This window comes from Brevundimonas sp. DC300-4, assembly GCF_049897365.1.
Taxonomy (GTDB): Bacteria; Pseudomonadota; Alphaproteobacteria; order Caulobacterales; family Caulobacteraceae; genus Brevundimonas.
Genome location: NZ_JAFCWC010000004.1, coordinates 14,041 through 28,425, shown reverse-complemented (window position 1 = coordinate 28,425; position 14,385 = coordinate 14,041). Strand labels below are relative to the sequence as shown.

At 68.3% G+C, this 14,385-nt stretch carries 13 protein-coding genes; 6 read left to right on the top strand and 7 right to left on the bottom strand.

From position 1 onward, the window contains the following. Nucleotides 1-67: 67 nt before the first annotated feature. The 3 genes from infC to ACP7AZ_RS07985 all read right to left on the bottom strand — a co-directional run bounded on the left by infC (nt 68) and on the right by ACP7AZ_RS07985 (nt 2,019). Nucleotides 68-589, bottom strand: a complete 522-nt coding sequence (gene infC / locus ACP7AZ_RS07995; RefSeq protein WP_303696632.1) for a translation initiation factor IF-3 — start codon at nt 587-589, stop codon at nt 68-70. 122 nt (nt 590-711) lie between these two features. After that, on the bottom strand, nt 712-1,665 hold the full coding sequence (locus ACP7AZ_RS07990) for a glycosyltransferase family 9 protein (RefSeq protein ID WP_426037800.1): 954 nt from the start codon (nt 1,663-1,665) through the stop codon (nt 712-714). 39 nt (nt 1,666-1,704) lie between these two features. Continuing rightward, nucleotides 1,705-2,019, bottom strand: coding sequence for a DUF5076 domain-containing protein (locus tag ACP7AZ_RS07985; RefSeq protein WP_426037798.1), 315 nt, complete (start codon nt 2,017-2,019; stop codon nt 1,705-1,707). A 43-nt stretch (nt 2,020-2,062) separates the two neighbouring features. On the opposite strand from ACP7AZ_RS07985, the gene ACP7AZ_RS07980 reads away from it, so the two are divergent. Further along, the gene (locus tag ACP7AZ_RS07980) at nt 2,063-2,821 is read left to right on the top strand and encodes an alpha/beta fold hydrolase (RefSeq protein WP_426037796.1); all 759 of its coding nucleotides are present in this window, start codon (nt 2,063-2,065) and stop codon (nt 2,819-2,821) included. Between the two features lie 11 nt (nt 2,822-2,832). Here the strand turns inward: ACP7AZ_RS07980 and ACP7AZ_RS07975 are convergent, their stop codons facing one another. Next, the gene (locus ACP7AZ_RS07975) at nt 2,833-4,194 is read right to left on the bottom strand and encodes a peptidoglycan DD-metalloendopeptidase family protein (protein ID WP_426037794.1); all 1,362 of its coding nucleotides are present in this window, start codon (nt 4,192-4,194) and stop codon (nt 2,833-2,835) included. 396 nt (nt 4,195-4,590) lie between these two features. Here ACP7AZ_RS07975 and ACP7AZ_RS07970 point away from each other — a divergent pair, with 396 nt between their 5' ends. From ACP7AZ_RS07970 to ACP7AZ_RS07955, 4 genes are all read left to right on the top strand, one after another. Further along, the gene (locus tag ACP7AZ_RS07970; protein ID WP_426037792.1) at nt 4,591-7,767 is read left to right on the top strand and encodes an intermembrane phospholipid transport protein YdbH family protein; all 3,177 of its coding nucleotides are present in this window, start codon (nt 4,591-4,593) and stop codon (nt 7,765-7,767) included. A gap of 76 nt (nt 7,768-7,843) precedes the next feature. Then, a complete protein-coding gene (locus ACP7AZ_RS07965; RefSeq protein ID WP_309627265.1) occupies nt 7,844-8,041 on the top strand; it encodes a YnbE family lipoprotein in 198 nt (65 codons plus the stop codon). Between the two features lie 17 nt (nt 8,042-8,058). Then, nucleotides 8,059-8,418, top strand: coding sequence for a YdbL family protein (locus ACP7AZ_RS07960; protein ID WP_426037790.1), 360 nt, complete (start codon nt 8,059-8,061; stop codon nt 8,416-8,418). Nucleotides 8,419-8,502: 84 nt separating this feature from the next. Then, complete coding sequence (locus ACP7AZ_RS07955; RefSeq protein WP_426037788.1) at nt 8,503-10,563, top strand: OPT family oligopeptide transporter; 2,061 nt, start codon at nt 8,503-8,505, stop codon at nt 10,561-10,563. Nucleotide 10,564: 1 nt separating this feature from the next. On the opposite strand, the gene ACP7AZ_RS07950 is transcribed toward ACP7AZ_RS07955, so the two are convergent. Both ACP7AZ_RS07950 and ACP7AZ_RS07945 read right to left on the bottom strand, forming a co-directional pair. Next, nucleotides 10,565-10,990 (bottom strand): hypothetical protein, encoded by a 426-nt coding sequence (locus tag ACP7AZ_RS07950; RefSeq protein WP_426037786.1) that lies wholly within the window; start codon nt 10,988-10,990, stop codon nt 10,565-10,567. Nucleotides 10,991-11,039: 49 nt separating this feature from the next. Then, complete coding sequence (locus ACP7AZ_RS07945) at nt 11,040-11,498, bottom strand: cytochrome c (RefSeq protein ID WP_426037784.1); 459 nt, start codon at nt 11,496-11,498, stop codon at nt 11,040-11,042. 180 nt (nt 11,499-11,678) lie between these two features. On the opposite strand from ACP7AZ_RS07945, the gene typA reads away from it, so the two are divergent. Next, nucleotides 11,679-13,511: a translational GTPase TypA gene (gene typA / locus ACP7AZ_RS07940; protein ID WP_426037782.1), complete on the top strand. Its 1,833-nt coding sequence runs from the start codon at nt 11,679-11,681 to the stop codon at nt 13,509-13,511. 131 nt (nt 13,512-13,642) lie between these two features. Here typA and ACP7AZ_RS07935 read toward each other — a convergent pair whose 3' ends face one another. After that, nucleotides 13,643-14,380, bottom strand: coding sequence for a HesA/MoeB/ThiF family protein (locus ACP7AZ_RS07935; protein WP_426037780.1), 738 nt, complete (start codon nt 14,378-14,380; stop codon nt 13,643-13,645). Nucleotides 14,381-14,385: the final 5 nt, after the last annotated feature.

Genomic DNA, 14,385 nt, shown 5'->3' with positions numbered 1-14,385 from the left:
CCCTGAGACCAAACGCAAAACGCCCCGGACGATGCCGGGGCGTTGGAAGCTGTAGTGACGCCGGCGCCTACTTCGGCGCCAGGATCATGATCATCTGGCGGCCTTCCATACGCGGCGCGTATTCGACCTTGGCGATCTCGTCGAAGTCGGCCTGGACCTTGTTGAGCAGCTTCATGCCCAGTTCCGGGTGAGCCATTTCGCGACCGCGGAAGCGCAGGGTCACCTTGACCTTGTCGCCCTCGTCGAAGAAGCGCGTCATGGCCTTGGTCTTCACTTCGTAGTCGTGGACGTCGATGTTGGGGCGGAGCTTGATCTCTTTCAGCTCGACGACCTTCTGGCGCTTGCGGGCCTCGGCCTTCTTCTTCTGCTCCTGGAAGCGGAACTTGCCGTAGTCGAGAATCTTGGCGACGGGCGGCTCCGACGTCGAGACGATCTGAACCAGATCCATGCCCGCCTCTTCGGCGGCCTCCAGCGCGGCGGAGGTCGGCATGACCCCCTGTTTCTCGCCGTTCTGATCAATGAGCAGAACGCGCGGGGCGCGGATATCGTGATTCATGGGCGGGCCGTCCTTGGTGGGCGGCTGGTTCATCGGACGGCGAATGAGCGTCGTTTCCTTGTGTTTCTGAAAGCGCAGTGATGTCGCAGAGGACAGCGCACGGCATACCGCCGCGTTCCCTCACGAAGCCTATATGACCGCGAACGGCCCACGCTTCAAGCCGTGGCAGGGTCCGATGCGCCGATCCAGGTGTCGTGCAGCGCGAGGACGGCCTCGAAGACACGCTGGGTCGTCAGGGCTTCGATCGGCGCGAACTCGCCCCGGACCGGGTTGGAGGCCGCGATGGCGGTGCGGGGACCGCGTGGCCCGTACAGCCACCATTCGGTCGGCCCGAACAGCCCCAGCGTCGGCTTTCCGGCGGCGGCGGCCACATGCATGAGGCCGGAATCATTGCCGATGAACAGGGCCGCCCGGTCGATGGCGGCGGCCGAGGCCAGGATATCGCCCTTGCAGACGAAGTCGATGGCGAGGGGGCCGGCGGCTTCAAGCGCGGGGGTCGCGGGCGGCCGGTCGCCGGGTCCGCCGACGGGCATGAAGCGCCAGCCGGCGAAGCGGGGCTCGGCCTTCAGCATTTCCACCAGCTCACCCCAGCGATCGGCGGGCCAGCTCTTACCCGGCTGGTGGGCAATGGGGGCCAAAGCGATGATGGGTCCGGGCGCGGTGGCCAGCTGTGGGTCGATCACGGCCGCCGCCTCGGCCAGGGCCTGGTCGTCGATGAACAGCTCCGGCTCCAGCGGCCGGTCCGACCCCATCAGCCGCGAGATCATCTCGACCTTGGGCAGGCCCGTCTCCCAGCGGCGGTTGTAGACGATGCGGCGATCGGCGTTCAGCAGGTAGGACAGGGCCGAGCCGCGAATGTCGATGACGAGGGCCCAGTGGGTCCCGATGACCTGACGCCACAGATCGAACCAGTGTCCGGCGGCCTTCTTCTTGTCCAGAACGATGACCCGTTCAACGCCCGGCGCCGAGCGGAAGAAGGGGGCCGGCGGGCGACCGCAGGCGACGGTGATCTCCGCGCCCGGGACCTGCCGCGCGATCTCGCGCAGGATTCCCGACGAGATGATGCAGTCGCCGATGCGGTTGGAGGTGACAAACAGGACCTTTGGCATCCGCGCGTTATCGGCGGCTGGGCTGGAAGATCAAGGTCGCTACTGTTTCGTTTGCTTAAACTCGCCCACAGTCGGCGAAGTCGGATCGTCCAATTCCATGGCGATCGAACGTCGGATTTCAGCGAGCGCCCCTGCCGCATCCTGCTCGTCCCCGGCCTCCAGCAAGGCATCCGCAACGTGACGTGCCATGTCGGCGATCATCACGCCCCATGCTGTCGCTTCCCTGAACCCGCTATCGCGATAAGTCCCAACATTCAGGACCCAGTGAAGACCCTGCTGAGCGACCCAGACACGCGCCATCTCCACGGCCTTAGGGTCAGCCAGGGCCGCCGGTGGAATTCCAATTGCCTTCATCGCCCGCTCCTATGACACCTGAGCGGATCATTCCGGAGGATCGATGTCGACCCTAGAACGCCTGGACCGCCCCGACGGCGAGACCCTGGCCTGGCGCCGCATCGCGGGCTTCGGTCCGACCGTGGTCTGGATCGGCGGGTTCCGCTCCGACATGGAGGGGACCAAGGCCTTGGCGCTGGAGGCGGCGGCGAAGGCGCGAGGGTGGTCCTACGTCCGGTATGACCATTTCGCCCACGGTCAGTCCTCGGGCGACTGGCGTCAGGCCACGATCGGACGCTGGCGCGAGGATGCGATCGCCCTGATCGACGCTCTGGAAGGGCCGGTCCTACCGGTCGGATCGTCGATGGGCGGCTGGGTTGCGCTTCTATTGGCGCTGGCCCGGCCCAAGCGGATGCAGGGCCTGGCCCTGATCAACCCGGCCCAGGATTTCACTGAACGGCTCATGTGGCCGTCCCTGCCAGACCATGTGCGCCAGTCGATCCTCAGGGACGGCGAGGCGCTGATCGTCGAGGAGGGCGCCCCTGGACAAGGATTGGGCGAATACGTCCTGACGCGGCGGATGTTCGAGGAGGCGCGGGACTGGATGTTGCTGGATGCGGCCATTCCGATCGCGGCGCCGGTGCACATTCTTCAGGGGCGGGCTGACGAGACCGTGCCTGAGTCCCATGCCCTGGCTCTGGTCGAGCGTCTAAGCGGCGGCGATGTCCGGCTGGATCTGGTCGAGGGTGGCGATCACCGCCTGTCGACGCCGCGCGATCTGGCGCGGCTGGTCGAGGCGGTGGAGGGCCTTAGACGCCTTTAGGTCGCAGGTTCTTACGTGGCTCTGGCAGCCGGACGCAGGCCTTCGATATTGGCTTGCAGCACCGTCGGGCGACGCTCGCCGCCGGAGGCGATGATGCGGTCGATGCGAGCCTTCTCTGCGCGGAAGGCGGCCAGATCATTACCGGCGAGGACGGAGCTCTCGTCCATGCGGATGCCGGACGGATTGATCCGTTGGCCGTTGCGCCAGATTTCATAGTGCAGGTGCGGACCGGTCGAGGCGCCGGTCGAACCGACATAGGCGACGACCTGGCCCTGGGAGACGCGCTGGCCGGCGCGGATGCCTGCGCCGTAGCGCGACAGGTGGCCATAGCCGCTCTCCAGGCCATTGGCGTGACGGATGCGCAGCCAGTTGCCATAGCCGCCCCAGCGACGCGCCTCGACGACGACGCCGTCCGAGGGGGCCACGACCGGGGTGCCGGTGCCGGCGGCGAAGTCGATGCCCTGGTGCATCTTGCGATAGCCCGAAATCGGGTGGACGCGGAAACCGAAGCTGGACGAGACGCGAGCGGCGCGATCCAGCGGCGTGCGCATCATCGAGGAGCGCATGTTCTTGCCGGTGGCGTCGTAGTACTGGGCCTCGCGCTCGCCGGCGGGCTGGAAGCGATAGAAGACCACGCCCTTCATCTCGGCATACAGCAGGTCGCCGGTGTCCACGGTGCGACCGTTCTCGGTGACCGAACGGTCGAACACCAGGGTAAACTCGTCGGCGGCGCGGACATCCCGGTCGAGGTCAAAGCGGTGGGCGAACAACTGGGTCGCCTTGCGACGGACGGCGGCGTCGGCGCCCATGCGCTGGGCCGTGGCCGACAGCGAGCCTCGCACTTCGGATTTCAGGACGACGGTCTCGTGCGTCACGCGCTCCTCGAGCGCCCGCAGGCGCAGCGCGCCGTCGAAGCTGCGCGACACGGTCAGCTGGCTGGCCGGGCCGGTGCGCATCGTCAGGCCGATCAGGCGGGCGTCGCCACGGCCGCCGCGCGGACGCGAGACGGCAGTTTCGAACCGGAGGCCGGCGCGCAGCTGGGTCAGGTCGAAGGCGTTGGAAATGGTCGCGGCGACAGCCGAGGCGTCGGCGGCGCCGATGCCGGTGCGGCGGACGGCCTGTTCGAAGGTCTCGCCGCGGCGGATCTGGACGGGAATGGCTTCGGGAGCGGTGAGCCCGGCGGGGGTCCCCGCAGCGTCGAACGCGCGGGCCTCCAGCGAGGCGATCTGCAGGGCGGTCAGTTCGGGAACGACTTCGGCCTGGGCGGGTTGATAGACGCGACCGGCAAGCATGGCCACCGTCACGGCGGCGGCGGCCGTCAGAAGATGCGGAGCGAAGCGCATCGGCTGGCGTCGCGGATCGAACTGGGCCATCGGTCCCCGGCAGAAAACGACGCCGTGCGGCGCCCAGTCACAACTCAAAGCAAGGATCGCGCCCAAGTCCCCCCGGCCACGAAGCGCGTCCTATAACGCGCCGGCCCCAAGATGGGAAGACGGGTTGTTACAAATGATTAACCGCAGTGATACTGGCCGGTAATTCGAGGCGCTTTTGGGTATTCCGACAGGTCACGGGACAGTCTATCGCCAAGCTATGCTCGTCTGTGCTGCCGTTCCTGAATCATTGCGAGACGCTCGCAGCCCTCGCTGCACTCAAAGTGACCGTGGAGCCACTCATTGTGGCGCGTTCGCAACGGTCGTGTCCCGATGCGACACCTTGGGGATGCTGATGGATGACTCAGTCCTGATCCGGGACAGAGGGGAGCGCGCGGAATGAGCGATGCGCCTCCGGAGGGAAAAAGGCGGCGCGGCCCTCGCCTGGCGCGCGCAATCGGGATCGGCCTGGCGGTCGGGCTCATCGTCCTGTCGCTGCTGGCCGCGGTCATCTGGCTGAACCGGCGGGCGGCGGCGCGCGAGGTGCTGGTCGGCTGGCTGGACCAGCGCGGCATCCAGGCGGATGTCGAGATCGAACGCCTGGAACTGAACGGCTTCGTCGGCAGCGTCCGCATCGGCGACCAGACAAATCCCGATGTGACCATCCAGCGGGTCGAGGTGGACTACGCCCTCGGCCTGCCCTGGTCCTCGACCGGTCTCGGCGTGACCCCTAGCCGCATCCGCCTGGTCCGCCCGGTCGCGCGGGCGACGTGGAAGGACGGCGAACTGTCGTTCGGTTCGCTGGATCCGTTGATCGAGGAGTTGATTGGCAAGCCGCCCCGCCCCGACAGCCGGGGCCCTGTCGTCATCGTCGAGACCGGCCGCCTGCGTCTCGATACGGAATACGGCCCCCTGTCGCTGCTTGCCGATGCCCGCATCGACGACGGCAAGCTGATGCGCCTAGCGGCGCGCATGCCCGCCGCATCGCTGAAGAGCGGTGAGATCGAGGCGCGGAGTCTCGGCGGATCAGTTGACCTGACGACCATGGGTGACCGGGTCGCGCTGGACATCGATCTCGTCGCCGAGGGGTTCGCTGCGCCAGGCCTGAGCGGCGAGGACGCCCGCCTGTCCGGGACGGCCGAGCTTCCCTATCCCGACCTGAAGGCGCGTCGCGGCGGCGGACGCGCCGCCGTCGACCTGACCCTGTCCGGCGACCGGCTGGCCGTCGGAGATGCGGCGACGACGGGCGCGGTCCTGACCCTGATCGCGGACGGACAGGTCAGCGGCTGGATCGAGACCCTGGCCTTCAACGGAACCGCATCGACCCGGCTGCGCACGGCGAGCGTGTCAGCGCCAGGCCTGTCCGCCCGCTCGGCGGAGGGCTCCGCGACGGAGGCTCGCGTCGCCCTTCAGCAAAGCGCCGACGGCCTGTCGTGGAGCGTCGAGGGCCCTGCCCGCCTGAGCGCCGCATCGGGGCAGGCCGGCGACCTGGTCCTGAGCGGCGCCGAGGCCACGTCCTCCCGACTGGCGGTCAGCGGCGCGGCCGGCGCCGTCGAGGCCAGCGGCCCGCTGTCGGCCCGCCTGTCGCGCGCGACCTTTGGCGCTCTGGTGTTGAACCAGGTCGGCGGACGATTCGCCCTCGACTTCGCCTCCGCGCGGTCGACCGCGCTAGTGATGACCGGCTCTCTGGCCTCAGCGCGCGGCGCCTGGCCCCTGTTTGGCCCGGTCACGGCCGACGACGTGCCGGAACTGGCGGAGATGAAGCGGGCCGTGGGCGCTTTCGCCCTCGACGTCCCGGCGCTTCGCCTGACCAGCGGCGACGCCGGTCTGACCGTGACCCTGGCGCGCGCCGCGCGCCTGACGCCTGCCAATGGCGGCGCCCTGACCATCAGCCCGGTCGCCACGCCGATCTTCGTCGCCCGGCCCGGCGAGCGCGGCGGCGGAGCCTTGAATCTCGTCGCCACGCGCGGACAGGGGCTGCCCGAAGCGACCTTCGTCGTCCCGAACTGGCGGCTGACGGCGGGTGGGTTCGAGGCGACCCTCGACGGCCGCGCCACGCTCGACTTCGGCCTGGCGCGTGGACTGAACGTCCAGACCCGGGGCGTGCTGGCGACCAATGCGGGCCGCCTGACCTATGTCGCGTCCGACTGCCTGACCTTCACGGCCGAGCGGCTGGAGCTGGAGGAGAACGACGTTATGGATCTGTCCGGCGGCCTGTGCGCCTCGGGGGGGCCTCTGGTCGTGTCGCAGGACAGCCGCTGGCGCGCGGGGGGGCGGCTGACCGACGTGGCTGCGTCTGCGCCTTTCCTGGCCATGGGCTTCTCCGCCATCCAGGGCACGGCCTTCGCCACCGGCTCAAAGGCTGGTCTCGGACTGGAGGCCATGATCGCCTCCGCCGACGTCGAGGACGCCACGCGACCCCGCCGATTCAACCCGCTGACCGCTTCCGGTTCGGCGAACTTGGCCGAAGAGCGCTGGACGGGCGTCTTTGACCTCGCCCGCAAGGACATCGTCCTCGGCAAGCTGACGCTGGCCCATGACGGACCGACCGGAGAGGGCGGCATCGTCATCGACGCCCCGTCGCTCACCTTCGCCGAGGGCGGGCTCCAGCCCGCCGACCTCAGCCCGCTGGCGGCCGATTTCGTCCAGTCGCCCGCGACCGGCACGGCCGCCTTCAGCGGCCGTCTCAACTGGAGCGACGACCTGCCGGAAGGAACCAGTTCGGGCCGTCTCGTCATCCCCGGACTCGACTTCGTCAGTCCCGCCGGGGCGGTGAAGGGCCTGAGCGGAACGATCGACTTTACGAACCTGGCGCCCCTGACCACGGCGCCGGACCAGACCCTGCGTGTCGCCACCCTGGAGTCGGTCGCCGACTTCACCGAGCTGGACCTGACCTTCTCGCTCGACAAGGCGGCGATCAGCGTGGCGGGCGGGGAAATCCGTGCGGCCGGCGGGACGATCAGGGTCGAACCCTTCTCCGTGCCGCTGGACCGGCGTCCGTTCTCGGGCGTCATCGTGCTGGACCGGGTGCAGCTGGGCGAGCTGATCGCGGGCGCGGGCTTCGGCGACCGGGTGAAGCTGGACGCCGTGGTGTCCGGCCGCCTGCCCTTCACCTCCGACCCCGATGCGGGCGTGCGGATCACGGGCGGGACACTCTACGCCGCCCAGCCCGGCCGCCTGTCGATCGCGCGCGACGCCCTGTCGGACCTCGAGGCCGGCGGCGGCGGCGACGTGCCCCCGAACACCGTCGAGGATCTAGCCTACCAGGCGATGGAGAACCTCGCCTTCGACACCCTGACCGCCGACCTCGAATCTAAGGACGAGGGCCGGCTGGGCGTGCGCTTCCACATCATGGGTCGACACGATCCGCCACAGCGACAGGAACTGCGTCTCAGCCTGTCCGAACTGATCAGCCGCGAGTTCCTGAACCGGACCCTGCCCCTGCCGTCCGGCACGGGGATCAACCTGACGCTCGACACCACCTTGAACCTAAATCAGCTCGTCTCGGACCTGCTGGCCGTCAATCGGGCCAGAAACGGCGATCCTGACCCTGAGTCTGGCCCGGAACAGCCTTGACCGTTCAGAGCCCGTTCACGCGACAGGGTGCATCCCCTGTGCCAGTGAGAGCGTTGAAGACCCTGGAGACCGACCGATGACCCCACCTTCCTCCCGCGCCGTTCGCCTCGGCCTCCTGGCCCTGGCCGCCTCGGCCATGCTGGGCGCCTGCACTCCGACGATCCGGCTGGAGGTCGCGCCGATCGAGATCTACGCCAAGCTGGACGCCGACGTCCGGGTCCGGCTGGACCGCGAGCTGCAGGACCTGCTGGCCGAAAATCCCAATCTGTTCTGATGGAAAAGAGCTCCTCCATGACCTTCCGAAAATTCTTCGTCCTGGGCGCCGCCGTCGTCGCCCTGGGCGTTGCCGCGGGGGCCGCCCTCGCACAGACCCCGGCCCAGAAGTCGCTGATCGATGCGGCCAAGGCTGAAGGCGTCGTCGGCGAACAGGCCGACGGCTACCTCGGCATCCGCACCACCGCCGCTCCGGAGCTCCGGAGCGCCATCACCGTAACCAACAACGCCCGCCGCCAGGTCTACGCCGCCAGCGCCGCAGATGTCGGCACCTCCACAGAGGTCGCCGCCGCCCGGATGTTCGAGAGCCAGCTCTTGCCGCGCATCTCGACGGGGCAATGGTACCGCAACGCCTCGGGCCAGTGGGTGCAACGCTAGACGAGACATCCGGAGAATCCACGCCCCGTTGATCCCCCCGCAGTTTCCGGCTTAGGTCTGAGGCTTCTTCGAGGGGACCGCCTGATGACCGATACGCCCGCCGCCGCCCCCGTTGCCGGGCCCACAAAGCGCGTCGAACTCACGGTCCGCGCCCTGATCCTGGGCTGTCTGCTGGCGGTCGTGTTCACCGCGGCCAATACCTATCTGGGCCTGAAGGTCGGGCTGACCTTCGCCTCGGCCATCCCGGCGGCGGTCATCTCCATGGCCATCCTTCGGGCGTTCAAGACCTCCACCATCTGGGAGAACATGACCGTCCAGACCGTGGCCTCGGTCGGCGGGGCCATGAGCTCGATCATCTTCGTCCTGCCCGGCCTGGTCATGGTCGGCTGGTGGCTTGAGTTCCCGTTCTGGGAATCGGTGCTGATCTGCGTCTTCGGCGGCGTGCTGGGCGTCACCTTCTCAATCCCCCTGCGCCGCGCCCTCGTGGTCGAGGCCGGCCTGCCCTATCCCGAGGGCGTCGCCGCCGCCGAGGTCCTGACCGTCGGCTCGCGCGGCGCCGAACAGACCGACAGCGCCGTGCGCGAGAACAAGGCCGGCCTGCTGGTCGTCAGCACCGGCGCGATCGTCTCGGCGGGCTATGCCCTGCTGGTCGCCGGCCGGGTCTTTGCAGGCGAAGCCGCCAGGTTCATCAAGATGCCGGCGGCACTGGGCGGCGGGGCCACGGGTCTCGGCTTCGGCATGCAGTTCGCCCTGCTGGGCGCCGGCCACCTGATCGGCCTGACCGTGGGCCTGGCCCAGCTGTTCGGCCTGATCGTGGCCTGGTTCATCTTCGTGCCGATCATGACGTCGCCCGATTTCATCGCCTGGCTGTCGTCGCACGGCATCGCCTCGATCGCCTCGACCGTGCCCGTCGGCGCTTCTCCCGAGGAGCTGGCCGTGACGGTCTGGCGCAACGAGGTCCGCTTCATGGGCGCGGGCGTCATCGGCGTCGCCGCCATCTGGACCCTGATCAAACTGGCCGGTCCGCTGGTCGGCGGCCTGACCTCGGCGCTCGCCGCCAACCGCCGCCGCAACGCCGGCGAGGTGCTGGACCGCACCGAACAGGACATTCCGATCAATATCGTCGCCGGGCTATCGGTCGCCTGTCTCATTGGCATCGGCGGCATCCTGGCCTGGTTCGCCCAGGGCAATCCGACCCTGGCGAGTTCGACCGTCCTGCTGGTCGCCGGCGGCCTCATCTATGTCGTGCTGATCGGTTTCGCCGTGGCAGCCATCTGCGGCTACATGGCCGGGCTGATCGGCTCCTCCAACAGCCCGGTATCGGGCGTCGGCATCCTGGCCATCGTCATCGCCTCCGTGCTGATGCTGGGCGTGCTGGCCATCGCCGGCCTGCCCGCCGATCCGTCGGTCGTGGCCTTCGCCCTGATCGTGACGGCCGTCGTCTTCGCCGTCGCCGTCATCGCCAACGACAACCTTCAGGACCTCAAGACCGGCCAGCTGGTCCAGGCCACGCCCTGGCGTCAGCAGACAGCCCTGATCGTCGGCGTCATCGCCGGAGCCATCGTCATCCCCCTGATCCTCAACCTGCTGAACAAGGCCTTCGGCTTCGAAGGCGGCCCCGCCGGCATCGCTGACGAGCCGCTGGCGGCCCCGCAGGCCACCCTGATCTCGGCCCTGGCGCGCGGCGTCATCGGCGGCGACCTGCGCTGGGACCTGATCGGCATCGGCGCGGTGATCGGCGTGGTCATCATCGTGCTGGACGCGGTGCTGAACGCCTCGACCAAAGGCAGGGTCAAGCTGCCGCCCCTGGCCGTCGGCATCGGCTTCTACCTGCCGGCTGCCGTAACCACGATGCTGGTCATCGGCGCCGTCTGCGGCTGGATCTACGACAAGTCCATCAAGACCACCCGCTTCGCCGACGTCGGTCGCCGCATGGGCGTCCTGCTGGCCTCGGGTCTGATCGTGGGCGAGAGCCTGTTCCTGGTCATGACCGCCGGAGTCATCGTCAGCACCGGCAATGACGCCCCCTTCGCCATGCTGCCGGAAGGCTCGACCTTCCGGGCCATGACGGCGGCCATCATCGCCTTCACCGTCCTGATCGTCGCCCTCTACGCCTGGGTGCGCGGACGCTCGGCCAAGGTCTGAGTTAGACCTCAGGCGCGAAAGCCTGTGTCACGAACCGCTTCCAGCCGGTCTTGACCCGACTTTCGACCGTGAAATGGAATCCGGGTTCGCCGTCGTCGCGCGGCCAGTAGACCATGCGCGCCAGTCCGGCCTTCATCTGGGCCTCGAAGGCGATCGCGTCCGGATGGACGTCGGTCCCATCCGTCAGCCGACCGGTCGACCGCTTGCCGTCGTTGGTAAAGGAGTGGAACGCCAGTGTCCCGTCCTCGCCCTTTCCGAACAGGGCGACCTCGCGATAGGGCGGGCGGTCGCCCATCCGCCATTCCGCCTCCAGACGGATCCAGTCCTTGCCGAAGGCGGTGAAGGCGCGACTGCACGACATTCCGTGGGCCGGGGTCGAGCCCTCGCCCGCGCCCGTCGTGATCCACGCCCCGATCAGCGGCGCCATGGGGCCGAGCGCGCCCCGCCCCTTCTTCCAGCCGGACAGGATCCCTGTCCTACGACCTGTAGGTGTCGTGGCAGGACTGGCACGAGGCCCGCACGACCATGAACTGGGCCTGGGCTCCGGCCGCATCGCCGGCGGCGATCAATTCCTGCAGCCGTGCGGCGGCGGCGGCGTAGTCGCCGGCCCTGGCCTCGAAACCCGCGCGGTCGGTCCAAATTTCGGGCCTAGCCTTGGTCGCGGCGCCAAGCGTGTCGGATCCCGTGCCCGCCGGAAACATATTCGGCAGGGCTGTGGCCCAGCGTGTCAAAGCCCCGGAACTGAACCCCATCGACTGGGCCGGGGCGCCGGCGTCCAGCCCCGCCTTGATCGAGCCCATGGTCACGCCGGACATCATCAGGGACGCCTGACGCGCCGCAACGATCTCGGCTGGAGACATTGCGTCCTCCTGAGCCCCCGCCGCACCACCAGCGCACATCAGGGCCACCGCGCCCGCCACGATCAAACGTTTCATCCGCCCACTCCAGGGTCAGGTCCGAACGCTGCTCCCCGACCGGAAGCCTGTCAAACGCTCGCCATCTTGACCCGCTATGGCGTTTCGCCCGCCCAAGCTGTAAGAGGCGCGCGCTCCCCGCATGACACCCCTAACGAGCGGCCCCCGCATTTGTCGGCCGCCTTTTCGCATTGAACGACCATGAACCTACGTAACGTCGCCATTATCGCCCACGTTGACCACGGCAAGACCACTCTGGTGGACCAGCTGCTGGCCCAGTCCGGTGTCTTCCGAGCCAACGAAGCCCAGACCGAACGGGCCATGGACTCCAACGACCAGGAGAAGGAACGCGGGATCACCATCCTCGCCAAGTGCACCTCGGTGCTCTGGCACGGCAAGGCGGGCGACACGCGCATCAACATCATCGACACCCCGGGCCACGCGGACTTCGGCGGCGAGGTGGAGCGCATCCTGGGCATGGTGGACGGCTGCGTCATCCTTGTGGACGCCGAAGAGGGCGTCATGCCCCAGACCAAGTTCGTTCTGACCAAGGCGCTGAAGATGGGCCTGCGTCCGATCCTCTGCATCAACAAGGTCGACCGCGCCCACGCCGACCCGGACCGCGTCCACAATGAAGCCTTCGACCTGTTCGCCGCCATCGGCGCGACCGACGAGCAGCTGGACTTCCCGCACATCTACGCCTCGGGCCGGAACGGCTGGGCGACAATGGACATGAATGTCCCCAACGATAACCTGGCTCCGCTGTTCGACCTGATCGTCGAGCACGTCCCGCCGCCCAAGGTCGCCGAGAACAAGGACAAGCCGTTCCAGATCCTGAACGTGCTGATCGAGTCCGATCCGTTCCTGGGCCGTCTGCTGACCGGCCGCATCGAGAGCGGCAAGGCCGTTCCCGGCATGGCGATCCACGCCCTCGACCGTGACGGCAAGGAAATCGAGCGCGGCCGCATTACCAAGGTGCTGGCCTTCCGCGGCCTGAAGCGTCAGGCCGTCGAGGAGGGCGCCGAAGCAGGCGACATCGTCGCCATCGCCGGCATGTCCAAGGCCACCGTGGCCGACACCCTGTGCGCCATGGAAGTCACCGATGCGCTTCCGGCCCAGCCGATCGATCCGCCGACGATCTCCATGACCGTGTCGGTCAATGACAGCCCGCTTGCCGGTCGCGAGGGCGACAAGGTCCAGTCGCGCGTCATCCGCGACCGCCTGCTGAAGGAAGCCGAAGCCAACGTCGCCATCCGCGTGACGACCAGCGAAGGCGGCGACGCCTACGAAGTGGCCGGCCGTGGCGAACTGCAGCTGGGCGTGCTGATCGAGAACATGCGCCGCGAAGGCTTCGAGGTCTCGATCTCGCGTCCGCGCGTGGTGTTCCAAGAGGGCCCGAACGGCGAGAAGATGGAGCCGATCGAAGACGTCATGATCGATGTCGACGATGAATTCTCGGGCGTCGTCATTGAGAAGCTGTCGGCCCGCAAGGCCGAGATGACCGACATGGGCCCGTCGGGCGCCGGCAAGACCCGCATCAGCCTCAAGGCGCCGTCACGCTCGCTCATCGGCTATCAGGGCGAGTTCCTGACCGATACGCGCGGTTCGGGCGTGCTGAACCGCGTCTTCAGCCACTACGAAGCCTACAAGGGCGAGATCGCCGGCCGCCTGAAGGGCGTGCTGGTCTCCAACTCCGACGGCGACACCGCCGCCTTCGCCCTGTGGAACCTCGAGGATCGCGGCATCATGTTCGTCGGCGCCGGCGAGAAGACCTATGAAGGCATGATCATCGGCGAGAACGCCCGCTGGGATGACCTGGACGTCAACCCGATCAAGGGCAAGCAACTGACCAACGTCCGCGCCTCCGGCAAGGACGAGGCCGTTCGCCTGACCCCGCCGCGCCAGATGTCGCTGGAACAGGCGATCGCCTACATCGGCGACGACGAACTGGTCGAGGTCACGCCCAAGTCGATCCGTCTGCGCAAGCAGATCCTGAACCCGTCGTTCCGCAAGAAGCGCGCGCGTCCGGAGTAGCCGTCCTCCCCCATCGGGGGGAGGGGACCACGAAGTGGTGGAGGGCGCTCACCGCAGACACTGCATCTGGAGTGAGCCCCCTCCGTCACGTCGCGAAGCTGCTCCGCGCCACCTCCCCCGATGGGGAGGATTTACACCGCGCACACCGGACACCCCGGATCGGCCGTGACCGCCACGACCCGACTGGTCGCCGCGAGGCCGTCGTAGAGCATCAGCCGCCCGGTCAGCGGCTCGCCCGCCCTGGTGATGAGCTTGATCGCCTCCAGCGCCGCCATCGCTCCGATCACCCCGGCCAGAGCGCCCACGACACCAACCCGCGCGCAGGTTTCGGCGTCCGGCGGGGTCTCGGGCACCAGGCAGCGGTAGCAGGGCTTGCCCGCGAACACGCCGACCTGACCGGTCCAGCGGCCTAGCGCCCCGGACACGAGCGGAACCCCTGCCGCCACGCAGGCTGCGTTCACCCGATAGCGGGTCTCGAAATCGTCGGCGCCGTCCAGCACCGCATCCGCTCCGGCGATTACCGAGGCGGAGTTCTCCGCTGTCAGCCGATAATTCAGCGTCTCGACGCGGACATGGGGGTTGATCGCCTCAAGCCGTCCGGCCGCCGCCTCGACTTTCGGCCGGTCGATATCGGCCGTGTTGAACAGGATCTGGCGCTGCAGGTTGGACAGGGAGACGATGTCGCCGTCGATGATGCGCAGCGATCCGACGCCCGCGGCCGCGAGATAGAGCGCCGCCGGAGAGCCCACACCGCCCGCACCGACGAGGACCACGGTCGCGGCCTTCAGCCTCTGTTGGCCCGGGCCGCCGACTTCCGACAGGACCAGGTGACGGGCGTAGCGTTCGACCTCTTCGGGGGAGAAACTCATGCGCC

What these genes read in the sequence shown, in the direction of transcription:
- ACP7AZ_RS07980 (WP_426037796.1), top strand. Translation starts at nt 2,063, where the DNA reads ATGTCGACCCTAGAACGCCTGGACCGCCCCGACGGCGAGACCCTGGCC.
- ACP7AZ_RS07945 (WP_426037784.1), bottom strand. Translation starts at nt 11,498, where the DNA reads ATGAAACGTTTGATCGTGGCGGGCGCGGTGGCCCTGATGTGCGCTGGT.
- ACP7AZ_RS07990 (WP_426037800.1), bottom strand. Translation starts at nt 1,665, where the DNA reads ATGCCAAAGGTCCTGTTTGTCACCTCCAACCGCATCGGCGACTGCATC.
- ACP7AZ_RS07970 (WP_426037792.1), top strand. Translation starts at nt 4,591, where the DNA reads ATGAGCGATGCGCCTCCGGAGGGAAAAAGGCGGCGCGGCCCTCGCCTG.
- ACP7AZ_RS07975 (WP_426037794.1), bottom strand. Translation starts at nt 4,194, where the DNA reads ATGGCCCAGTTCGATCCGCGACGCCAGCCGATGCGCTTCGCTCCGCAT.
- ACP7AZ_RS07950 (WP_426037786.1), bottom strand. Translation starts at nt 10,990, where the DNA reads ATGGCGCCGCTGATCGGGGCGTGGATCACGACGGGCGCGGGCGAGGGC.
- ACP7AZ_RS07965 (WP_309627265.1), top strand. Translation starts at nt 7,844, where the DNA reads ATGACCCCACCTTCCTCCCGCGCCGTTCGCCTCGGCCTCCTGGCCCTG.
- infC (WP_303696632.1), bottom strand. Translation starts at nt 589, where the DNA reads ATGAACCAGCCGCCCACCAAGGACGGCCCGCCCATGAATCACGATATC.
- ACP7AZ_RS07935 (WP_426037780.1), bottom strand. Translation starts at nt 14,380, where the DNA reads ATGAGTTTCTCCCCCGAAGAGGTCGAACGCTACGCCCGTCACCTGGTC.
- typA (WP_426037782.1), top strand. Translation starts at nt 11,679, where the DNA reads ATGAACCTACGTAACGTCGCCATTATCGCCCACGTTGACCACGGCAAG.
- ACP7AZ_RS07955 (WP_426037788.1), top strand. Translation starts at nt 8,503, where the DNA reads ATGACCGATACGCCCGCCGCCGCCCCCGTTGCCGGGCCCACAAAGCGC.
- ACP7AZ_RS07985 (WP_426037798.1), bottom strand. Translation starts at nt 2,019, where the DNA reads ATGAAGGCAATTGGAATTCCACCGGCGGCCCTGGCTGACCCTAAGGCC.
- ACP7AZ_RS07960 (WP_426037790.1), top strand. Translation starts at nt 8,059, where the DNA reads ATGACCTTCCGAAAATTCTTCGTCCTGGGCGCCGCCGTCGTCGCCCTG.